Source organism: Mucilaginibacter sp. KACC 22063, assembly GCF_028736115.1.
GTDB lineage: Bacteria > Bacteroidota > Bacteroidia > Sphingobacteriales > Sphingobacteriaceae > Mucilaginibacter.
Genome location: NZ_CP117877.1, coordinates 1,649,662 through 1,672,397 on the forward strand (window position 1 = coordinate 1,649,662; position 22,736 = coordinate 1,672,397).

The 22,736-nt window shown below is 41.3% G+C and carries 20 protein-coding genes; 12 read left to right on the forward strand and 8 right to left on the reverse strand.

Annotation, left to right across the window (positions count from 1 at the left end):
• Positions 1-2 precede the first annotated feature (2 nt).
• From PQ461_RS07215 to PQ461_RS07225, 3 genes are all read left to right on the forward strand, one after another.
• Positions 3-1,508, forward strand: coding sequence for an NADH-quinone oxidoreductase subunit N (locus PQ461_RS07215; RefSeq protein WP_274302788.1), 1,506 nt, complete (start codon positions 3-5; stop codon positions 1,506-1,508).
• 104 nt (positions 1,509-1,612) lie between these two features.
• Complete coding sequence (locus PQ461_RS07220; RefSeq protein ID WP_274302789.1) at positions 1,613-2,920, forward strand: ammonium transporter; 1,308 nt, start codon at positions 1,613-1,615, stop codon at positions 2,918-2,920.
• Positions 2,921-3,076: 156 nt separating this feature from the next.
• Positions 3,077-4,984 (forward strand): amidophosphoribosyltransferase, encoded by a 1,908-nt coding sequence (locus tag PQ461_RS07225; protein WP_274302790.1) that lies wholly within the window; start codon positions 3,077-3,079, stop codon positions 4,982-4,984.
• Between the two features lie 15 nt (positions 4,985-4,999).
• Here the strand turns inward: PQ461_RS07225 and PQ461_RS07230 are convergent, their stop codons facing one another.
• Both PQ461_RS07230 and PQ461_RS07235 read right to left on the reverse strand, forming a co-directional pair.
• On the reverse strand, positions 5,000-5,572 hold the full coding sequence (locus PQ461_RS07230) for a DUF1572 family protein (protein ID WP_274302791.1): 573 nt from the start codon (positions 5,570-5,572) through the stop codon (positions 5,000-5,002).
• 49 nt (positions 5,573-5,621) lie between these two features.
• Positions 5,622-6,284: a LysE family translocator gene (locus PQ461_RS07235; RefSeq protein ID WP_274302792.1), complete on the reverse strand. Its 663-nt coding sequence runs from the start codon at positions 6,282-6,284 to the stop codon at positions 5,622-5,624.
• Positions 6,285-6,459: 175 nt separating this feature from the next.
• On the opposite strand from PQ461_RS07235, the gene PQ461_RS07240 reads away from it, so the two are divergent.
• The 3 genes from PQ461_RS07240 (at position 6,460) to PQ461_RS07250 (ending at position 10,365) form a co-directional block, all read left to right on the forward strand.
• A complete protein-coding gene (locus PQ461_RS07240; protein WP_274302794.1) occupies positions 6,460-8,235 on the forward strand; it encodes an MFS transporter in 1,776 nt (591 codons plus the stop codon).
• 162 nt (positions 8,236-8,397) lie between these two features.
• Positions 8,398-9,813: a sugar MFS transporter gene (locus PQ461_RS07245; protein WP_274302797.1), complete on the forward strand. Its 1,416-nt coding sequence runs from the start codon at positions 8,398-8,400 to the stop codon at positions 9,811-9,813.
• 78 nt (positions 9,814-9,891) lie between these two features.
• Positions 9,892-10,365 carry a deoxycytidylate deaminase gene (locus PQ461_RS07250; RefSeq protein ID WP_274302798.1) on the forward strand — a complete coding sequence of 158 codons (474 nt, stop codon included), beginning with the start codon at positions 9,892-9,894 and terminating at the stop codon, positions 10,363-10,365.
• Here PQ461_RS07250 and cmk read toward each other — a convergent pair.
• Positions 10,346-11,032, reverse strand: coding sequence for a (d)CMP kinase (gene cmk / locus PQ461_RS07255; protein ID WP_274302799.1), 687 nt, complete (start codon positions 11,030-11,032; stop codon positions 10,346-10,348). The genes PQ461_RS07250 and cmk overlap by 20 nt on opposite strands.
• 111 nt (positions 11,033-11,143) lie before the next feature.
• On the opposite strand from cmk, the gene arfB reads away from it, so the two are divergent.
• Complete coding sequence (gene arfB, locus PQ461_RS07260) at positions 11,144-11,554, forward strand: alternative ribosome rescue aminoacyl-tRNA hydrolase ArfB (protein WP_274302800.1); 411 nt, start codon at positions 11,144-11,146, stop codon at positions 11,552-11,554.
• Here the strand turns inward: arfB and PQ461_RS07265 are convergent.
• The gene (locus PQ461_RS07265; protein ID WP_274302801.1) at positions 11,551-12,564 is read right to left on the reverse strand and encodes a lipid A deacylase LpxR family protein; all 1,014 of its coding nucleotides are present in this window, start codon (positions 12,562-12,564) and stop codon (positions 11,551-11,553) included. The genes arfB and PQ461_RS07265 overlap by 4 nt on opposite strands.
• An 85-nt stretch (positions 12,565-12,649) precedes the next feature.
• Entirely contained in the window at positions 12,650-15,124 is a 2,475-nt protein-coding gene (gene lon, locus PQ461_RS07270) for an endopeptidase La (protein ID WP_274302803.1), read from the reverse strand.
• A 352-nt stretch (positions 15,125-15,476) separates the two neighbouring features.
• Between lon and PQ461_RS07275 the strand changes: the two genes are divergently transcribed.
• A complete protein-coding gene (locus tag PQ461_RS07275; protein WP_274302804.1) occupies positions 15,477-16,109 on the forward strand; it encodes a tetratricopeptide repeat protein in 633 nt (210 codons plus the stop codon).
• Here PQ461_RS07275 and PQ461_RS07280 read toward each other — a convergent pair whose 3' ends face one another.
• Positions 16,110-16,601 (reverse strand): hypothetical protein, encoded by a 492-nt coding sequence (locus tag PQ461_RS07280; RefSeq protein WP_274302806.1) that lies wholly within the window; start codon positions 16,599-16,601, stop codon positions 16,110-16,112.
• 52 nt (positions 16,602-16,653) lie between these two features.
• Positions 16,654-18,174 carry a 2,3-bisphosphoglycerate-independent phosphoglycerate mutase gene (gpmI, locus tag PQ461_RS07285; protein ID WP_274302807.1) on the reverse strand — a complete coding sequence of 507 codons (1,521 nt, stop codon included), beginning with the start codon at positions 18,172-18,174 and terminating at the stop codon, positions 16,654-16,656.
• A gap of 147 nt (positions 18,175-18,321) precedes the next feature.
• On the opposite strand from gpmI, the gene nadC reads away from it, so the two are divergent.
• From nadC to PQ461_RS07305, 4 genes are read left to right on the forward strand one after another with little or no spacing between them, the layout of a single operon-like run.
• Entirely contained in the window at positions 18,322-19,170 is an 849-nt protein-coding gene (nadC, locus tag PQ461_RS07290; RefSeq protein WP_274302808.1) for a carboxylating nicotinate-nucleotide diphosphorylase, read from the forward strand.
• Positions 19,171-19,215: 45 nt separating this feature from the next.
• Positions 19,216-19,863 carry a glycerol-3-phosphate 1-O-acyltransferase PlsY gene (plsY, locus tag PQ461_RS07295; RefSeq protein ID WP_274302811.1) on the forward strand — a complete coding sequence of 216 codons (648 nt, stop codon included), beginning with the start codon at positions 19,216-19,218 and terminating at the stop codon, positions 19,861-19,863.
• Between the two features lie 6 nt (positions 19,864-19,869).
• The gene (locus tag PQ461_RS07300) at positions 19,870-20,673 is read left to right on the forward strand and encodes a M48 family metallopeptidase (protein ID WP_274302813.1); all 804 of its coding nucleotides are present in this window, start codon (positions 19,870-19,872) and stop codon (positions 20,671-20,673) included.
• A gap of 5 nt (positions 20,674-20,678) precedes the next feature.
• Positions 20,679-21,419: a YqjF family protein gene (locus PQ461_RS07305; protein ID WP_274302815.1), complete on the forward strand. Its 741-nt coding sequence runs from the start codon at positions 20,679-20,681 to the stop codon at positions 21,417-21,419.
• Here PQ461_RS07305 and PQ461_RS07310 read toward each other — a convergent pair.
• On the reverse strand, positions 21,373-22,659 hold the full coding sequence (locus tag PQ461_RS07310; protein ID WP_337993498.1) for an anthranilate synthase component I family protein: 1,287 nt from the start codon (positions 22,657-22,659) through the stop codon (positions 21,373-21,375). The two genes, PQ461_RS07305 and PQ461_RS07310, sit on opposite strands and share 47 nt — an antisense overlap.
• Between the last annotated feature and the right edge of the window lie 77 nt (positions 22,660-22,736).

Consider the following 22,736-nt stretch of genomic DNA (forward strand, 5'->3'; position numbering starts at 1 on the left):
AAATGAACCAGTTACTGTCAAATATACCACTGCAAATATCAAACGCACTCGGCAGCTTGCCGTACTTTGTTCCGGAGGTGTATTTGGCAGTACTGTTTATTGTTGTACTGCTTACAGATCTTTTTTACGGCAGGCATTCGGCATGGCTTTGCCGCATTATTGCAGCTGGCGGCTTATTGCTTGTACTTTCAAAAGATATTGCACAATTGCAGTTGCTGCGTTTCGGGCCGCGCTTTCTGTTTAATGATATGATGCTGTTGCATCAGTCTGCCGTATCATTTAAAATGATTGTAGATGTTTTTGCAATCATTCTTATAATCTTTTTCGGCTTGGATGGTAAATTGAAAAAACATTCAAAAGGACTGTCTGACCTTTATACTATTGTTGTTGCCTCCGTTTTAGGGCTGCATATCATGATCATGGCAGTTAACCTGCTGTCAACCTACCTGGCTATCGAGATGGTATCGCTGGCCTCTTATCTATTGGCAGCTTACCGGTCAGAAAATGGCTTTAGCGCCGAAGCAGGTTTAAAATATGTGTTATTCGGTGCGGTATCATCGGCTGTTATGTTGTATGGCATTTCACTTATCTACAGCCTTACCGGTTCGTTAAGTTACTTTAATGGCAACCTGATTGATGGCCTTATGGCTGCTAACCCGGTAATGGTTGGGATGGCCATAACCCTTACTTTAGTAGGTATTGGCTTTAAGCTATCTTTTGTACCTATGCATTTCTGGGTACCCGATGTTTACCAGGGCGCGCCTACTGCTGTTACCGCTTATTTATCTACATTGCCAAAAATTGCAGGCTTCGCTTTGCTGATCAATTTTCTTACACCATTTGTGTTTTTTGCTAAATGGTCGGCTTTTGATTTCAGGCTGTTCCTGTCAATCATAGGCATCATTTCCATGATTGTGGGGAACTTTGCAGCCGTTTGGCAAAAAAATGTAAAGCGATTGCTTGGTTATTCGAGCATAGGGCATACCGGTTTTGTACTGATGGCTGTGGCTACCTTCTCTCAGCAGGGTATTTCATCGCTGTTATTTTATCTGGCCGCTTATGCTTTCGCAAATGTAGCTGCATTGATGCTGGCTTCATATCTTGAAGAAGCTACTGGGGCTGATAATGTAGATGCTTATAAAGGTTTAGGATTTAAATATCCTGTAGCGGGCGTATGTTTTGTGATTATTCTTATTTCCCTTACCGGCTTGCCGGTTTCAGCAGGATTTAATGGAAAGTTGCTGGTGTTTTCGTCAGTTTACCAATCTTACGAGCAAAATCATAACGTTTGGTTGCTCATTTTAATGATAACCGGTGCTATAACTACGGTTGTTTCTCTTTTTTACTATTTGAAAATTCCTTTAAATATGTTTTTGAGGAAGTCGGAAAGCGTAAATCCTGATAATATATTTCAATCCAATAAAGCGTTATTATCAATTTCTGTTTTTTTAACTTTTATGATTCTTCTTATAGGAATTTTTCCTCATTTTTTAGCTGATTTGTTTTAACAAGGCGAATATTATTGATATTTTCATTTATCTTTCAATATTTATATGAAAACGTTTAATTTTTTGTATTTTCAGCTTCTATAACTCCGAAAACTTTACAAAATATGAAACGTTACCTTCCTTTCGCATTAATGGTGATAGTTTTAATACTATCATTTACTCATCCATCCGTCACGCCGGTCACGTCCGGTGAAACGCCAAAGTTTGATACAGGTGATATTGCCTGGATGCTGGTTTCCACAGCCCTGGTACTGATCATGACACCTGGCTTGGCTTTCTTTTACGGCGGTATGGTAAACAAAAAGAATGTGATCTCTACCATGCTGCAAAGTTTGATCTGTATGGTAATTGTAACGGTATTGTGGGTAACTTTTGGTTTTAGCCTTGCCTTTGGCGATGATATTGGCGGTGTGGTTGGTAATCCATCTACCTATTTTATGATGAAAGGTATGCTGGGCAATGCTGTATGGCCCGGGGCTAAAACATTTCCATTGGTGCTTTTTGCTATGTATCAGCTAAAATTTGCCATTATTACACCGGCGCTTATTACCGGTGCATTTGCAGAGCGTATCCGCTTTAATTCTTACCTGGTTTTCTTAGTATTGTTCGCCATATTTATTTATTCGCCGCTGGCACATTGTACCTGGCACCCTGATGGTTTTCTGGCCAAATTAGGTGTGCTCGACTTTGCGGGCGGTACCGTAGTACACATGTCGGCAGGATGGGCAGCGCTGGCTTCGGCTATATTTTTAAAACGCAGGGCTGAGGCAAGCCATGCGCCTGCGCGTATTACGTATGTTATCATCGGTACAGGTTTGTTATGGTTCGGTTGGTTTGGGTTTAACGCTGGTTCGGCTATGGGCGCTTCTGCTTTGGCGGCATCTGCGTTAGCTACTACAACATCGGCAGCATCGGCAGCGGGTTTAACCTGGATATTTTTTGATATGTTGCGCGGCCGTAAACCATCGGCAATGGGTACCTGTATTGGCGCTGTTGTGGGCTTAGTAGCCATTACGCCGGCAGCAGGATATGTTTCTATTCCGCATTCGCTGGCAATTGGTATTATATCTGCTGTTGTAAGTAACCTGATGGTAGAGTGGCGCACACGTACATCAATTGATGATACGCTGGATGTTTTCCCTTGTCACGGTGTTGGCGGTATGGTAGGTATGCTTTTAACCGGTGTATTTGCTAATAAAGCAGTTAACCCTGCTGTTACAACAAATGGTTTGTTTTTTGGTGAAACTCATTTATTTTTGGTGCAGCTAATGGCTTTGATCGGTGTTTCAATATTTGCCTTTGCAGGTTCATATGTTTTGCTTAAAATTACCGATATAATTTCTCCGTTACGTGTTTCTGTTGATGAAGAGGCTGTAGGTCTTGACATTAGCCAGCATGGTGAGAAGTTATAATATTTTTCCTCTGATTATTTAATATATGTTCCGAAGGCGGCGCTGTTACAGCCCGCCTTTACTTATTTTACCCGTGAAATTTTAATGCTTTATTATGACATAAAGTTTCTGTTGAGTTCACTTTAAAAGTGTATTTTTGCAGCCTCATTATAACTCATGAGTGACCAGATAAAACACGAGTGTGGCGTTGCTTTCATTCGCCTTTTAAAGCCGCTGTCTTACTACCAGAAAAAATACGGTACTGCGCTTTACGGACTAAATAAACTATACCTTTTAATGGAAAAACAACATAACCGCGGCCAGGATGGCGCAGGTGTTGCTACCATTAAACTGGATATTGAACCCGGTAAACGCTATATCAGCAGGCACCGCTCTATGGCATCAAATGCTGTTGCGGATATTTTCGAATACATTCAGAAAAAGTTTGCCGAGGTAGAGAAGGAGTATCCTGAAAAAATGAAAGATGCCGTTTGGCTGAAAGAAAACATGAGCTTTACAGGCGAAGTGTTACTTGGTCACCTGCGTTATGGTACTCATGGTAAAAACAGTATCGAAAGCTGCCACCCCTTTCTTCGCCAGAATAACTGGATGACGCGTAACCTGGTTATTGCCGGTAACTTCAACATGACTAATGTTGATGAGTTATTACAGCAGTTATATGACTTAGGCCAACATCCGAAGGAAAAGGCCGATACCGTAACTGTACTGGAAAAAATAGGCCACTTTTTGGACTCTGAAGTACAAGGCTTATTTGACCAGATCAAACGAGAAGGCAATGATGATAATCCTGCAATCAGCAGAATGATTGCTGACAATATGGATGTTGCCAAGATCCTTAGAAAATCAGCTAAAAACTGGGATGGTGGTTACACTATTGCAGGTATACTTGGTCACGGTGATGCGTTTGTAATGCGCGACCCTTCAGGTATTCGCCCGGCGTTTTATTATAAAAACGATGAAATAGTAATTGCTACTTCAGAACGCCCGGCTATCCAAACGGCATTCAACATTCCTTTTGAAGAGATCAGGGAGATAAAACCGGGACATGCCCTTATTGTTAAGAAAAGCGGTAAAGTTACCGAAGAGCAATTTAGTGAGCCCTTAGAGAAAAAGTCATGCTCATTTGAGCGTATTTACTTTTCGCGCGGCAGCGATGCGGCTATCTATCGTGAGCGCAAAAAACTTGGCCACCTACTTTGCCCGCAGATATTAGATGCTGTAAACAGCGATATTAAAAATACCGTATTCTCTTATATCCCAAATACTGCCGAAATTGCCTTTTACGGCATGGTTGAAGGGATTAATAATTATGTGAAGCAGTATCAGCGCGATCAACTGCTTGGCCGCGATGGTAAAATTACCGATGAGGAATTGGCTGAAGTATTAGCGATAACCCCGCGCGTTGAAAAGATTGCCATAAAGGATGTTAAACTGCGTACGTTTATTACCCAGGATGCTGATCGTGGCGAAATGGTAGCACACGTTTATGACACCACTTATGGGCTGATTAACAAAGGGACAGATACATTGGTGGCTATCGACGATTCGATAGTGCGTGGTACCACGCTTAAACAAAGTATCCTTAAAATATTAGACCGCTTAGGCCCTAAAAAGATCATTGTGGTTTCGTCGGCTCCGCAGATACGTTACCCTGATTGTTATGGCATTGACATGTCGCGCATGGGTGAATTTATTGCTTTTGAAGCAGCAATAAGCCTGCTTAAAGATAGCGGCCGTGAGGATGTGATCCTTGATGTTTATCAGAAATGCAAGGCAAGCCTTACTCATCCTAAAGAAGAGGTCGTAAATCATGTTAAAGCCATTTATGCGCCTTTTACAGACGAGGAAATATCAGCACGCATAGCTAAGATCATTACGCCACCAAATATTAAAGCTGAAGTAGAGGTGATTTATCAAACCCTTGACAACTTACACGTTGCCTGTCCTGAAAACCTGGGCGACTGGTACTTTAGCGGAGATTATCCAACCCCGGGAGGTAATAAGGTTGTTAACCGCGCCTTTATCAACTGGATGGAAGGTAAAAACCAAAGAGCTTATATGTAAAAAAAGCGGGGCTGATTAAAGCCCCGCTTTTTTTATGTACTCATCTGTGAAGTGGCTTCGCCGCTTATCTTCTGCAAATTTATCAGCATTGTAACTGTCTGACTGGCCTTTGGGTATCGACAGCGACTTCCAGTTATTATTGAGCAATATTTTGCCGATAAATACAATCTGCCCAATATGGTAAGGGTAATGTGCCAGCTGCCTGTTGATAGCTTCCATCACTGTATGTCCCATGTTGCGGATGTAAATGATCTGGTCTAAATCATCTGGTGTTAGTGTGTCCAGTGTCGACAGTAGGCAGCTCCAACCCGCATTCCATCTGTTTAGTAATTCCTCGCGCGAGTAATTTATCGTTCCAAATTCAGCGTCGCGGCTACGGTCAGGCTTTTCACCGTCTGTATTAAAAATGTCTGTCCATCGTGAAAGCATATTGCCTGCCAGATGATTTACAATCATGGCTATGCTGTTGCTTTGTTCGTCGGGCTGCCAGTTAAGTTGTTCGACTGTTAGTTGATCAAATGTTTTTTCGCCTAACAGTTTATAATAAGCAAATTGTTTTTTAGCGCTTTCCAGATAATCGGTTCCCATTATTTGTGAATTTATAATATACCAAATTTAGCGATAAGAAAGCCGTTAATTAAAATTTACCTTGCGGTAAACCTGAGAAGATGATGTGCGTAACCAGTTTATCAAATATGATAAACGCGGCGATAATAAGCGCCCCGCCGGCTACATAATTTAACCGGTGTACAAACTTAACCGAGATCTTATCGCGCAGCTTATTGGCATAAAATGCTTTGGTAAGATCCATGCCAAATTGCACAAAAAGCACTGTTAAAAACATGACAGATAACTTTAATTGCCTGTGCGGCACACCTAAATGGTAAATGGTGCTGGCGGTGGTGATTACAGTTATCCAGTGGAAAAGCAGGGTAGGGTTAAAGATGCACATCACAAACCCTTTCACAAAATAGCCGAAGCGGTTTACGCTGGCCGGTGTATGCGGGTTGTAATCCACCTCGGGCTTTTTCATCAGGTAATAGATACCGATGCAAAGCAATATGATGCTGCCAATAATGCCGAACCACACCTTTACCGGTGCTGATACGTCAAAAAACTCTGAACCGTAAAGTATAGCGCCAACAAACACAATATCGCTTGTTACAACGCCAAGGGCAAGCGCGGCCCCTGCTTGAAAACCTTTTTCAATACTGGTTTTGATCAGCGCAAAAAATACCGGGCCGGTGATAAAGGTTAAAACTAACCCAATACCTATACCCGAAAAAATAGCTTCTATCATTAACGAAGTTTAAGGTCGCACATTATTTGCTTGTGCAATTTTAGGCATTTAACAAAAAAACACACCATTTGGCTTTATTTATTTTTTGAAAGTGCCCGGGAATGAAAAAAATGCCTTATGTTAGTGGCTTTAAACACGTTTAAACCCAATATATATATTCATTTTTCATAAACGGATGGAACAATCTAACGCAAACAGTAACCGCTCGGCATTATACTCGCTGATAACGGTTTGGTTTTTCTGGGGCTTTTCGGCAGCATCAAACGGGGTATTCATTCCTTTCTGTAAGGCTCATTTTCATTTAACACAGTTTGAATCACAACTGATCGACTTTACCTTTTACGGAGGTTACTTTATCGGGTCATTAGTACTTTATTATGCGTCTCAAATTACACGTGTAGATATCCTGAACAAAATAGGTTATAAAAATGCCATTGTAATAGGTTTAATTATATCGGCTGTAGGTGCCTTGCTTATGGTCCCTTCGATTAATTCAGGTGTGTTTGGGTTTATATTAGGTTCGTTTTTCTTAATAGCAATTGGATTTTCGTTACAACAAACGGCTGTAAATCCATTTATTGTGGCTTTAGGCCCGCCCGAAACAGGTGCAACTCGCCTTAACCTGGCTGGTGGGGTAAATAACTTCGGTAGTATCTTAGGCCCGGTTGTGGTAAGCTTCCTGCTATTCGGTTCTGCATCAGGTAACAGTAATGCTATCGTTTCTATCTCGTCGGTAAACACGCTTTACTGGATTTTGGTAGTATTGTTTGTGGCGCTTGCTGTATTCTTCTGGGTATCTAAATTACCAAAGGTGACCAGCGACGAGCAAATTGAGCCAAGTTCAAAGGCTAATTTACCACTGTTCGTAATTTTTATTGCTTTTTGTATGATTTTGGCCGCTACTCCGGTTAGCCAAGCTATAACAAACTCTACGTTAAGTTCTAAAGGTGTTGTGGTTTCCAATGATCTGATCAATAAATACGCAGCTTCAAGTATCGATGAAATAAGCAAGCTTAATTTAGGCGCTACCGTAAAAAGTAACCTTATCGAGTACGTAAAAACGCTTGAGAGTTATAAAAGTTATCTTGTTTACGGCGCATTACTGATTATTGTACTTACGCTTATAGTTGCATCTTCAAGAGCCACCAAGCAAAAGGAAGGATGGGGCGCTATGCGTTATCCTCAGCTGATTTTAGGTATGCTGGCCATATTTACCTATGTAGGTGTAGAGGTAACTATTCAAAGTAATTTTGGCGCATTATTAAATACTTCGGCTTTTGGCAGTATCCCTGAAAAAGGGCTTGCTCCTTATATTTCCCTGTATTGGGGCAGTTTAATGATTGGCCGCTGGACGGGTGCCATAGGCGTTTTCAATATGTCTAAAAAAACACGTACTGTTATGACGGTGCTTGTGCCTTACATTGCCTTCGCAGTGGTATTAGGTGCAAATGCCATTAGCCACGCCGATATCATGAAGATATTACCTTACGGTATCTGCGTAATATTCCTGATCGTGGGTTTCTTCTTAGGACAGGAAAAGCCGATCCGCACTCTTACTATTTTCGGATTACTTGGTGTATCATTTATGATAATTGGTTTGCTTACAAACGGTATCATAGCTACTTATGCTTTTGTAAGCGGTGGTTTATGCTGCTCAATTATGTGGCCTTCAATTTTCGCATTATCATTAGCAGGCTTAGGCAAATACTCAAGCCAGGGCGCGTCATTATTAATTATGATGATTCTGGGTGGTTCTATTATTCCACCGGTGCAAGGTATTTTAGCTGACGGTGCTAACGGAATTGTACCAGGCATGAGCGGTATCCACTTCTCATATATCGTACCGTTAATTGGTTTTGCTTACCTGGCATTCTTTGCCTGGAAAGCCGGTGCAGAGTTGCGTAAACAAGGTATTGATATTGACCACATTGAAACAGGTGCTGGTCACTAATCATTATTGTCAGTTATACACTTGTAACAGTCTGATTACGTAATAAATTACGTATTAATCTGGGGGAAAAATACATACAGGTATAGACTATATCATTTAAATTTGATCGGCCTTGCATATGACCATGCAAGGCCGGTCTTATTTTATATTATAACCCTAAAAATGATTTCTGACACCACGCAACCACGGAAGAACTATACCCTACCCTTAATTACGCTTACATCGCTGTTTTTTATGTGGGGATTTATCACCTGCATGAATGATGTGTTGATCCCGTATCTTAAAAAGCTTTTCAGCCTTACTTACTTTGAGTCGATGCTGATACAGTTTTGCTTTTTCGGGGCTTACTTTATCGGGTCGTTGATCTATTTTACCATATCTTATTACAGCGGTGACCCTATCAATAAAATAGGGTATAAGAAGGGTATATTATTAGGTTTGCTGATCTCGGCAATTGGTTGTGCTATGTTTTACCCGGCTGCCACATTATCGTCTTATGGTGTATTTTTAGCTGCATTATTCATTTTAGGATTAGGCTTTACTTTATTGCAGATCTCTGCCAATGCCTACGTATCGTTGTTAGGACCAGACGAAAGTGCATCGAGCCGATTAAACCTTACACAAGCGTTTAACTCTTTAGGTACTACCATTGCGCCGGTATTGGGCGGTTACCTAATACAGGAATTTTTCGCGGTAAACGGCGTGGTATCTGCGCAGTCTACCAAAATCCCTTACCTCATATTTGCAGGCCTTTTTATCTTACTGGGTATCATCATTGCCTTTGTAAAGCTGCCTAAATTTAATTCGGAAGAGATTGAAAGCAAAGGTTTAGGTGCGCTGAAATACAAAAACTTAAGGTTGGGTGTTATTGCGATATTTTTCTATGTTGGTGGCGAAGTAGCTATCGGTAGTTTTATTATCAGTTTACTTGGGCAGGCTAATATGGGTTCAATGCCCGAGGCTGTTGCCAAAAATTACCTGTCGTTGTATTGGGGTGGTGCCATGATCGGGCGATTTTTAGGTGCTATTTCATTAAGCAAAGGCATTGATACTACTAAAAAGATAATCTACATGTTAATTACCGCCGTGGTCGTTTTCGGTGTAATTTATTCAATAGTAACACTGTCTTTTGCACAGATACATTACTTCCTGATTTTTATTGCGCTAAACCTGGTAGGTTTCTTAATAGGTAAATCTTCGCCGGGAAGAACGCTGGCCGTATTTGCCTGCGTTAACGTTGTTTTGGTGTTGATTACTATGTTCACCAACGGGGCTGTAGCGATGTGGTCAATTCTTGGTATTGGCTTGTTTAACTCAATTATGTACTCCAACATATTTACCCTTGGTATCGCCGGTTTGGGTAAATACACCAGTCAGGGTTCTTCGCTGCTGGTCATGGCTATTTTAGGTGGTGCGGTAATCCCTGTGATACAAGGCGCCGTTGCAGATATTATAGGTGTGCAACATGCACTCATCCTGCCTGTGATATGTTATCTTTACATCGTTTATTTCGGCTATTATTGCTGGAAAAACTTGGGCCACATCGAGCATGATGGTCAGGTAAAGGGAGGACATTAATATTCGGTCATTAGTCAATGGTCATCAGTTATTATAAAATAAGAAATGACCAATGACTAATGAACCAATGACTAACACATGAAACTAAGTTTCGATCACATATTCATGAATCTGGCTACTGACCTGGCTAAGCGCAGCCATTGCGTTAAGGCACAGGTTGGGGCAGTACTGGCAAAAGATACACGTATCATTTCAATAGGTTATAACGGGCCGCCATCTGGCACGCATAATTGCGACGAAGAATGGCCTGAAGCCGGTTGCCCGCGCGATGCACGGGGAAGTTGCTCATTGGCGCTTCACGCTGAAGAAAATGCCATACTTTATGCAGTGAAGAACGGTGCAAGGTTGGAAGGGGCAACGATGTACACTACACTTTCGCCGTGTTTACCATGCGCAAGACTTATTTTTTCTGCAGGTATTTCAAAAGTTTACTTTCGCCATTCATATGCCGAATACAAAGGCCTGCCAAGTGACGAAGGGGTTGATTTTCTGAATCACTTTGGTGTGAAGGCAATGAAATTCGACGATGAAACTATCGGTCTTGAGCTTTAAGAAAAGGCTCGAGCTTCGTTAATGCAAAATCCAATTGCTGCTCTGGCGTAAGATTGGTATTATCTAAGATAATGGCATCGTCGGCACGAACAAGCGGGCTTTCTTTACGGGTAGTATCCAGGAAATCACGATGGGCGATGTTCTCAAAAACTTCCTCTAAAGTGATCTCAGGATGTGTAGGCTGCAGTTCTTTAAAGCGGCGTTCTGCACGTACTTTCGGATCGGCAGTCATAAAGAGTTTTACCTGGGCATTAGGGAACACGGTAGTACCTATATCGCGGCCATCCATCACAATGTTTTTCGAACGGCCCATGCGTTGCTGCTGTTTTACCATTTCGTGCCTTACACTTCTTAAAGCAGCAACGGCACTCACGTTTTCTGAAACGGGCATCAGGCGGATTTCGTCAGACACTTCCTCATCATTAAGCAAAATATGTGTCTGATAATCGCGGGCGTGGAAGTTCAGATGGATATCTGCAAGTACAGCTTTAACAGCCTCTTCATCTTTAACATCAATGTTTTTTCGTATCAAGTAAAGGGTAACTGCCCGGTACATGGCACCGCTATCAACGTAAATAAAATGGAGTTTTTTGGCTAAGGCTTTAGCTAAGGTGCTTTTTCCGCAAGATGAATAACCATCTATGGCTACTACAATGTTATTGCTCATCGAGGTGCTAAATTACGCATTTCATTTCATCATTTCTGTCATGTTTATAGATGAAAGCATTAAGAGCATATGATACTATATTTAAAGTAAGTTGTTTATTTTGCATCGAATATGAATTTTACTAAAGCAGATTTACTGCGCGAAACAAACTTTAAAGCTTCAAGGAGCGGGGGGAAAGGCGGACAAAACGTTAATAAAGTTTCTACCAAAGTAGAAATAGCGTTTGATGTGCGTTCGTCTGTGTTATTTAATGAAGGGGAGAAGCAATTGCTGTTAAGTAAATTAGCGAACCGTTTAAATAAAGATGGCGAGGTGCAGGTAATCTGCGACGAGGAGCGAAGCCAATACCTTAACCGCGAAAAAGCAATCGAAAAACTTTATCATCTGTTGCATAAAGCCTTTGAAAAGCCTAAGCCAAGAAAGCCTACTAAAATAAGCAAGGCAGTAAAAGCTGCACGTGCAGATAACAAACGCTTACAATCGGCTAAAAAAGAAACCCGTAAACGAAACTTCGACTATTAATTAAAGTGATACATTACGGTTACCGAACCCCACTGTTGCGAGCGTAATATTTCTTTAGTCTCCTTGGTGATAAAAGTAGCTGACAGATCAATTGTCCACCTGTCGCCGCTATTAAATGCTGCACCGACTTGGTTACTGATAATCACCCTTTTTGGCGTACCTGCTACCTCCAACTGGCTTAAAATTGCAGGGTCTTGCGTTAGGTCGATCTTTGAAGGTATCTCACCTGATTTGCTTTGAATTGTGCCGTTATATCCCACCAAATTCACCATTGGCTTATAATATAAAAAGAACTCCTGGTCATTCGCTTTTATACCATTACGGTTCATCACCGTGCTTTGTGTAGATACTGAATTAAAAAGTTTGTTGGTTCTTCCTATGCGGAATAATGGGCCAAAACCTAATCCTGTAAAGGCATTACCCAAATTGGCATAAGAGCTAAAATTGATATCAAATATTGGCTCCCTGATCAGCATGCGGTTGTATTCGCCGGTAAGGGTAGCCTTAAAGCCACCTTTTATTTGATGATCCCATCCAAAAGGCGGATAAAATCCAAAGGTATTATGTATAAAATCCTGAGCCTGTTTACCTTGTGCCTTGCTGCCAATAAAACCTAATTGTACCCCGAATTTTAAGTTGCTTTGATTTTTATACAAAAGGTTATAAGTACCGCCCGCATATAAATAAGCTGCAAACGGACGGTCGATGTTATTAATATCAACAGCAGGAACATCCGTATTGGAAAATGGGTTTATATTGCCCGACTGTGGGTTATACATCTTTTGGCCTACTTCATAACCCAAAACCTTGTTAGCCAGTTTGCCATCTTCATCAAACGGTAAAGCTTGCCTGAAATAGATAAAAATGCCATTGGTATAATACCGGTCTGATCCTTGCATCAGGTATGAATCGTTATCCGTTTGCAATCCCGCTTCCATAGTACGGTATTGTGCTTTAAGTAAGGTGGTGCCGGCTAAAACTAAGAATAGCGTAGTATAAAGTTTTTTCATTAATACAGGGGTGGAAAATCCTGCCTAAAATAACAAAAGCCCCGAATTATCAGGGCTTTTACTATATGATTTAACACTTTTATTATTAATTGAGTACCGGCTTTGGATCTTCCTTAACGGTCAGATCAATTGCTTCTTCCACTTTGTCTTTTAGTAACGCTAAGTCGATTACTTCGCGCATCTCAGTTACATAATGGAATTTAAGGTCCTTAATGTAATCTTCCTTAATTTCTAAGATGTCTTTTTTGTTTGATTGGCATAGGATGATATCCTTGATATCTGCCCGTTTGGCTGCAAGGATCTTCTCTTTGATACCACCTACAGGCAACACACGTCCGCGAAGGGTGATTTCGCCGGTCATGGCCAAGTTAGGTTTTACCTTACGCTGGGTAAATGCCGAAGTAAGTGCGGTCAACATGGTTACACCAGCCGATGGGCCGTCTTTTGGTGTTGCACCTGCAGGTACGTGAATGTGCACATCCCACTGGTCAAACAAACGCTGATCTATATTAAATAATGAAGAATGCGCACGCAGGTATGCAAGTGCAATGGTTGCCGACTCTTTCATCACATCGCCCAAGCTACCGGTTAAGGTTAAGCGTCCTTTACCAGGGCTAAGGCTGGCTTCTATAAATAGTATATCACCGCCAACTTGGGTCCATGCTAAACCTGTTACTACACCTGCAAACTTGTTGCCCTCGTAAAGGTCCTTTTCAAAAATAGGCGCACCTAAAATGCGTTCTACGTCAGCTTTGCTTACCGATGGATTGTAAGGCTCTTCCATGGCAATATTTTTAGCAACACCCCGAACAACCGATCCTATCTTTTTATCAAGCGAACGTACACCCGATTCGCGGGTATATTGCTCAATTACTTTTTCTAAAACATCGTTTTTCATGGTCACCTGTTTAGGTTTTACGCCATGTGCTTCCCGTTGTTTAGGCAGTAAATGTTGTTTTGCAATCTCAATTTTCTCTTCAATGGTATAGCCATTTACTTCAATGATCTCCATACGGTCTAACAAGGCAGGCTGTATGGTAGAAAGAGAGTTGGCTGTAGCGATGAACATCACGTTCGACAGGTCGAAGTCAAGCTCCACATAGTTATCATAAAACGTGCTGTTCTGTTCCGGGTCGAGTACCTCTAAAAGGGCAGATGAAGGATCCCCTCTGAAATCATTACCTACCTTATCAATCTCATCCAATATGAATACCGGGTTAGCAGCACCAGCTTTTTTAACTGACTGTATCACTCGGCCAGGCATAGCGCCTATGTATGTTTTACGGTGACCACGGATCTCGGCTTCATCACGTACGCCACCTAAGGCCATACGCACATATTTACGGCCTAAAGCCTTAGCTATTGATTTACCTAATGAAGTTTTACCTACACCCGGAGGGCCAACAAGGCAAAGGATAGGCGCTTTCATGTCGTGCTTAAGTTTTAACACGGCAAGGTATTCGATGATACGCTGTTTTACTTTTTCAAGCCCGAAGTGATCTTTGTCAAGTATTTTTTGCGCACGTTTAAGATCGAAATTGTCCTTGGTAAAATCATTCCATGGCAGGTCGAGCAACAGTTCAAGATAATTGATTTGTACAGAGTAATCTGCAGCGGCGGGATTGATACGTGCCAGCTTATCCATCTCTTTATTAAAGTGGGTGCTTACCTCTTTACTCCATTTCTTTTTTAAAGCCCTTTCGCGCAAGTTCTCCATTTCCAGGTCAGGCGTGTTACCGCCAAGTTCTTCCTGGATGGTTTTTAATTGCTGATTAAGGAAGTAATCGCGCTGCTGTTTATCAAGGTCTGTACGTACCTTAGACTGGATCTGGTTCTTTAATTCCAGCATCTGCAGCTCGGTGGTCAAGTGCTCCAATAGTAATTGTGCCCGTTCGCCCAGGTTAACTGTTTCCAGCATGCGCTGTTTAACATCCATTTCGGCATTCATATTTGACGAAATGAAGTTGATCAGAAACGAAATACTTTCAATGTTTTTTATAGCAATACCCGCTTCAGTAGGGATATTTGGCGAAAGCTGAATAATGCTCATAGCCAGATCCTTAATAGAAGACACCATAGCCTTAAAAGCCTTATCTGCTTTGGGTTTTATTTCATCAAACGGCTCGATTGATGCTTTGATGTACGGGTCGCTTTGTATTTCTTCTTTTAAATGGAAGCGTTTTTTTCCCTGTAAAATAACGGTGGTATTACCATCGGGCATTTGCAGCATTTTTACAATTAATGCTGTAGTGCCTGTTTTATTAAGCTGATCAAAATTAGGGTCTTCGATACTCACATCTTGTTGTGATACCACCCCTATAATGCGGTTGCCTTTATTGGCATCCTTAATTAGTTTAATAGATTTATCGCGACCAACAGTTATTGGAATAACCACGCCCGGGAACAGCACCGTATTACGAAGCGGAAGAATAGGCAGAACTTCGGGCATCAGCTCGTTGTTCATTTCCTCTTCGTCCTCAGTTGACATTAACGGAAAAAACTCAGAATCTTCGTTTATAACCGGTAATGCACTTTTAAAATCAAACGGATCGTAGCTCATTAGTACCCTTTCTAAAATATTTAAAACGTCAAGATGTCAGTTTCGACTATTCAAAACTGGTTAAATTACGGTTATACAATGATGTGCTTACCGTAAGGGTATAAGGTTCAATACCTATGCCAATATAAAAATTTGGCATACTAATGTATATACTTGCTAATAAATTATTGATTTAAAGAACGTTGAATCATTAACCCACGAAAATGGGTTTATTGATGATATGTAAAAAAGTCAGGTAACGATTAAACCAGTAAGAGTTTGCTATAATTTTGCAAAATATTGGTATAGTTGCATAATAATCTTGTTAATATATAGTTATTACAATATTCATTTTGTTCAGAACAAACTTCAGATGAGGTTACCGGTACTATTCCTGGCTTTGATGATAACTTCGGTTAAGTACTCGCATGCGCAAAATGCTTACGTTAAGTTAGGGCAGCAGGCGTTAATGGAGGGTGATTTTAAGGTTGCAGTACAGCGACTGGAGAGAGCCTGCATTATAGATTCGACCAATGCTGACGCGCTATGGATGCTTGGTTACTCTTATTATCACAGTGAAAACTTCAAAAAATCTGTTTCTGTATATTCAAGGGTCATTGCGCTGAAGCCTGCCGATCCCAGCGCTTATTATTACCGCGCACGTGCCAAAAGTAAGTTAGGCAAAGACAACAATATATCTTACCAGGATAAAGAGAAATATTTGTTAGGCGCTATTGTTGATTTTACAAAAGCCATAAACACAGATGCTGATCCCGGTGATTTGGATAAATATTTCCAGAACCGTGGAATTGCATACAGGGAATATGCCATATTTAAACTGGATGCTTCATCAAAGGCGTACGATAAAAACAGGGGCATTAATGCTCTTAAAGCTTCAATTGCCGATTTGGAGAAAGTGCTCAACGGTAACCCGTCGCGTAGTGACATTGCCTCGCTGCTTGATATTTCCAAAGAAAAACTTGCCACAGCACAGGGGCACCACTAACTATTTCTTCAGCACACCTTTTATTACGTAGTGATTAGTACCCAGAAACAGCACATGCTGTGTTTTATCAATTGTGTAAAGGGAATCGGGCAGGTAACTTAATTTCTCAGTAGTTTCATACAACAAGTTTTTTGTATGATTTACGATATGAATGGCTTTCACCTGATCACCTGATTTTATGATCTCCAACTGCTGCGTCTTTAACGAGGGTGTTATTGCGTTGTATATAGTAGAGCTATCCGTATTTTCTGTTTTATAGCTTTCGCGCCAAGATGGTTTGTTAATATCTGAAGATGTAAATAAACTTAGCTCATGGCCCCAGTTACCAATTTTAGTATCCTGTGTTTGGCTGTCGCCGTTGTGAGAAACGGTTTTATGTACCAGCGGATTCAGTTTCTTTAACCTGGTAGAGTCTGCCTTCATATACCCGCGCAGATCAAAGAACTTGTACTCTTTTTTTGTCTCTTTAATATCGGGGCGACAAGCCGCCACAGTTGATAACAGGCAGAGTAAAAAAAAGCCCCGTTTAGCGGGGCTGTATGTTTTATACCAATACATTACCGGTCATTTCTTCGGGGATGTCAACACCTAGGATATTTAAAACAGTAGGGGCAATGTCGCCGAGTTTACCGTCTTTAACTGATGTAACATCTTTATCGATGATAATACATGGAACAAGGTTAGTGGTATGTGCCGTATTTGGCGAGCCATCCTCGTTAATCATAAAGTCAGCATTACCATGGTCGGCAATAATGATAAATGAATAGCCATGCTGTAAGCCTGTTTCAACAACGGCTTTAGTGCAGCTGTCAACAGTTTCAGCAGCCTTTACTACGGCTTCAAATACACCTGTATGCCCAACCATGTCTGTGTTTGCAAAGTTTAAGCAGACAAAGTCTGGCCATTCTGCTACCAGTTCAGGGATAATGGCATCGCGGATACCTTCGGCACTCATTTCAGGCTGAAGATCATAAGTTGCAACTTTAGGCGATGGGATTAACAGGCGCTTTTCATTATCAAACTCTTTTTCACGGCCGCCTGAAAAGAAGAAGGTAACGTGCGGATATTTTTCTGTCTCGGCAATACGGATCTGTTTTTTACCGGCATCCTGCAAAACTTCGCCGATGGTTTTAGTAAGGTCGTCTTTTGTGAACACCACACCTACGTTTTTAAATGTTTCGTCGTAAGTGGTCATGGTGATGTAGCGCAGGTTAAGCGGGTGCATATTCTGCTCATGGAACGACTTTTGGGTTAATGCAAGCGTTATTTCACGTCCGCGGTCGGTACGGAAATTAAAGCATAATACCACATCGCCATCTTTTATTACTGCGGCAGGCTGTCCGTTAACGGTTTTAACAATCGGCTTTACAAATTCGTCGGTAACACCTTCTGCGTATGATTCCTTAATGGCCTCAATAATGTTTTCAGTTGGTTTGCCTTCACCGCCCACCATCAGGTCATAAGCTAATTTAACGCGCTCCCAACGGTTGTCGCGGTCCATAGCATAGTAACGACCAATGGCAGAAGCCAGGGTTACATTGGTGCCCTGAATATAGTTTTCTAAATCGGTAATATATCCAACACCTGAGTTAGGGTCAGTATCGCGGCCATCTAAAAAAGCATGAATAAATACTTTCTCCAGGTTGTATTCGCCTGCGGCATCGCAAAGGCCTTTGAGGTGTTTGATGTGAGAGTGTACACCACCATCAGACACAAGGCCGATAAAGTGTACATCTTTATTGTTTTGTTTAGCGTATTCAAACGCGTCTTTAATAACAGCGTTTTCAGGCAGTTCATGGTCGTCAACTGCTTTATGGATGCGCCCAAGCTCCTGGTAAACCACGCGGCCTGCACCTAAATTCATGTGGCCAACTTCAGAGTTGCCCATTTGCCCATCGGGAAGGCCAACGGCCATGCCCGAAGCTTCAAGTTTTGAATTAGGGTAGGTAGCTAACAGGTGATCAAAAAAAGGAGTTTTTGCATTCCAGATAGCATTTGATTTGTCATGACGGCCATAACCCCAGCCATCAAGTATCAATAAAGCGAGTTTTTTTTGTTGTTCCACGGATGCAAATATAGTTTTTTAAGATTTTCTGCGTGTTTAATTGTTGTAAAGTTGCAATCTATGTAGTTATTTAAAACACTTGAATGCAATACTGCTTTTAAACAAACAGAACTAATCATTACTTTTGAACCACAAAACATACTGGCATTGGATAAAGAACTTATACACCAATTTATACAGAGTGCTCTTGCCGAAGACGTTGGCGACGGCGATCACACTTCGTTATCAACTATACTACCGGGTACGCAAGGCAAAGCACAATTGCTGGTTAAAGAAGATGGCATCATTGCCGGTGTAGAGCTTGCACTTGAAATCTTTAAAGAAGTAGACCCGCAGCTTAACGTTGAAGTTTTTATTAATGACGGCGAGGCTGTAAAAGTTAAAGATGTTGTTTTAACGGTAAGTGGTAGTGTGCATAGCATATTAAAAGCCGAGCGTTTGGTGTTGAATTGTATGCAGCGTATGTCGGGCATTGCTACCCGTACACATGAGATTGTGGAGATGCTTGAACATACCGGCACAAAGGTGCTGGATACCCGCAAAACTACACCGGGAGTACGCTATCTGGAAAAGTGGGCAGTAAGAATTGGCGGTGGTGTTAACCACAGGTTTGGTTTATATGATATGATCCTGATCAAGGATAATCATGTAGATTACTCGGGCGGAATAAAAAATGCCATCAATAATGCTCATCAATACCTGCAAGAGCAAAACAAAAAGCTGCAAATAGAGATTGAAGTAAGAAACCTGGAAGAACTGGAAGAAGTGTTGCACACAGGAGGAGTTGACAGAATTTTGCTTGATAATTTTACACCTGACATGATTTGCCAGGCCATTTCGCTTAATGAAGGCCGGTATGTTACAGAAGCATCGGGCGGTATAACGCCGGATAATATCCTGGATTATGCTTCATGTGGTGTCGATTATATTTCGGTTGGCGCACTAACACACTCTGTTAAAAGTTTAGACCTGAGTTTAAAAGCAGTTAAAGCATAAAGGGAAATGTCAGTTACCGTATCTTTTAACTAATATTGTGGTGGAATGATAACTGTTTACTCTGTTTCAGCACTTATTCTTGCATATATGTTTGGCTCTATTCCTACTGCGGTTTGGATTGGGCAGGCATTTTATGGTATTGATATAAGGGAGTACGGCAGCGGTAACGCAGGGGCTACAAATACCTTTCGTGTTTTAGGTAAAAAAGCTGGTATCCCGGTAATGCTGATCGATATTCTGAAAGGCTGGACGGCTACAAACCTGGCCTATTTTATAGGCATTACTACTACCGGGGGCTACCATTCTATAGCATTTATGAACTATGAGCTGGCATTAGGAATTGCAGCTGTTATGGGCCATTTATTCCCTGTTTTTGCCGGTTTCAGAGGTGGAAAGGGTATAGCTACACTGTTTGGAATGGTTTTGGCTATACACTTGCAGGCAGCTTTACTTTGCGTAGGCGTGTTTATCATCATATTATTGATAACGCGTTACGTTTCATTAAGCTCTATAGTTGCTGGGTTTGTGTATCCTATAGCGGTAACATTTGTATTCCCGGTTTATATAAAATCGGTAATTATTTACGGTATGTGCATTTGCGTGCTGATACTGGTTACACATCAGAAAAACATAGAGCGGTTACTGAAAGGCAAAGAGTCTAAAGTTGCTTTGTTTAAAAAGAAAACAACCTGACTCATTATGTTAAAACGTTACAAATTTTTCGGAGCAATAGTATTAGCTGTTGCAGTTTACTCATGTTCAACAGTTCCGCTAACCGGGCGCAAGCAATTCAATGTCGTTAGCGATGCGGAAGTTAATCAATCAGCTGCTACCAGCTACAAAGAGCTATTGTCTGACCCTAAAACAAAAGTCGTATCTGGTACAACAGATGCACAGCGCGTTCAAAAAGTAGGCAGACAACTTGCAACAGCTATTCAGCAATATCTACAGCAAAATGGTTATGGTAATCAGTATAATTTCGACTGGCAGTTTAACCTGATCCAAAGCAGCGATGTAAATGCGTGGTGTATGCCCGGAGGTAAAGTTGCTGTATATACCGGTATATTACCTTATACTAAAGACGATGCAGGTTTGGCAACCGTATTAGGCCATGAAATTGGTCATGCCATCGCACATCATTCAGCGGAGCGTATTTCACAGCAATATGTAGCACAGGGTTTAGGCTCTGCAATTGGTACTGCCGCAGGTAATAGCAGTTCGGCTACGGTAGGCATTGTTAACCAGTTATATGGTGTGGGTGGATCCTTATTATTATTAAAATACTCACGTAATCAAGAATCTGAGGCCGATAAATTAGGGCTTACCTTTATGGCTATGGCTGGGTATGATCCTCATCAGGCTATTGGTTTTTGGCAGCGCATGGCAGCCGCAAACACCAGTGGAGGTACGCCAGAGTTTTTAAGTACTCACCCCGCAGATGCTACGCGTATTGCAGCTTTGCAAAATGAGTTGCCTAACGCGATGAAATATTATCGCCGATAATAACCATGTCTAAAATTAAATTTCTGAGTGCAGCATGGAAAAACCTGCTCATGCTTAACTATGAGGTTGACCCAAAGATATTGGAGCCTTATCTGCCAGCATATACTGTTTTAGATTTATGGCAGGGTAAGGCGTTGGTAAGCATGGTAGGTTTTATGTTTATGAACACCCGAGTTATGGGTATTAAATGGCCAGGGCACGTAAACTTTGAGGAAGTTAATCTGCGCTTTTACGTTAAGCATTTTGATGGTAAAGAATGGAAGCGGGGCGCTGTTTTCGTAAGTGAAATTGTGCCTAAGCGCATTATCCCGCTTGTGGCCAATAATCTTTACAATGAGCATTACAAAGCAATGCCAATGCGGCATAGTGTTGTAGTAGATCAGGATGTTTCGCACTTTAGTTATGAATGGAAATTAAAAGACCGGTGGAATAAACTGGCTGCCACAGTAAGTAACCAGTTTGTACCTATTGAGAAAGATAGTGCCGAAGAATTTATATTTGAGCATTACTGGGGTTATAACCGTATACATGGCACAAAAACGCTGGAATACCAGGTAGAACACGAACCGTGGAAAATAGCCCAGGTAACCAACCCTGTTTTTGATGCCGATATCATCGGCTTATATAATCAGTCTTTTGAACCTTATTTAAGCAAGCAGCCCTTTTCAGCGTTTTTTGCATTGGGGTCAGAAGTATCAGTCAGGGTTGCGGGTAAGATATTGGCCGAGCCAATACTGCCAAAATAGCTTTTACTTTAAGCAGGCATTCTTCAAATTCTTTTTCGGCATCGGCATGGTAAGTAATAGCACTGCCCGCCTGAAACGAAAGATATCTGGCTGTGGCATTATATAAAATCGTGCGGATGACCACATTGAAATCAAAGTCGCCATCTGGAGCAAGATAGCCTATTGCACCGGAATAAATGCCACGCCTAGTGAGCTCATATTGTTCCATCAGTTGCATGGCGCTTACTTTCGGTGCGCCTGTCATGCTACCCATCGGAAAGGCATTCTTTATGGCATCAATCATATTCACATCATCAGCAAGCTCACATACTATCGTTGAGATCATTTGGTGTACCTGTTCAAAACTGTAAATGCCGAAAAGCTCCTCTACCTTAACCGTCCCAGGTTTGGCAGACCGGGTTAAGTCATTGCGAACAAGGTCGACAATCATTACATTTTCCTGCTGCTCTTTAGAATTGTTGCGCAAGTTCGATTTGTTAATAACGTCCTGCTGATGATCTGCGCTGCGTGGTGCAGTTCCTTTAATGGGTTGAGAGATTAGCTTATTGCCTCTCTTGGCTAAAAAGCGTTCAGGAGATGCGCTGATGATATATTTGTCGTAGTATTTAAAGAAACATCCAAACGGTTTAGGTGATATTTCATTTAACCGTTCAAATACATTTACAGGATCAATCTGCGCCTGTTCAGCATAAAATTCCTGGCAAAAATTGGTGACATAGATATCGCCACGGCTGATATGCTCTTTTATTTTATTTACAGTTTCGATGTATTCATTCCGGCTAAAGCGGGGATAAATGGTAAAATCTCTGGGTATATCATTTAATATAATATCTGTTTTATTGATTTCTCTAAACAAGTCCTCAGCATCCTCTGATTGGATGTCGATTTCACCATCTTTAACAACAATTAGATGTTCAGGGATAAAGAAATAAAGATCCGGAAAACTTAGGTGATCTGCATTTGAGGATTGCAGTTGTTCAGTTTCATTCTTTAGGTCGTAACTGAAAAAGCCGGTCATCCATTCTTGTGGATGCCGATTTTTAAAATTTGCCAGTTCTGTAAATGCATTACCACTACTATCCGTTACATCATGTTTGATACCTGCCGCTATGAGCAGATCAAACTTGGAATAAGGATCAGTAAAATTGTTGGAATCGAGATAACAGCATACCTCAAAATTAGCTGCCCAATGCAGGGCTTTCTGTTTGAAAGATGAAATGCTATCTGTTTTAAAAATCACTGCACAAAAATAATAAAGGCTCCCTTTAAAAAGGAGCCTTTAAATTCTATATAATATCTTAATTCTTGTTTCTGAAC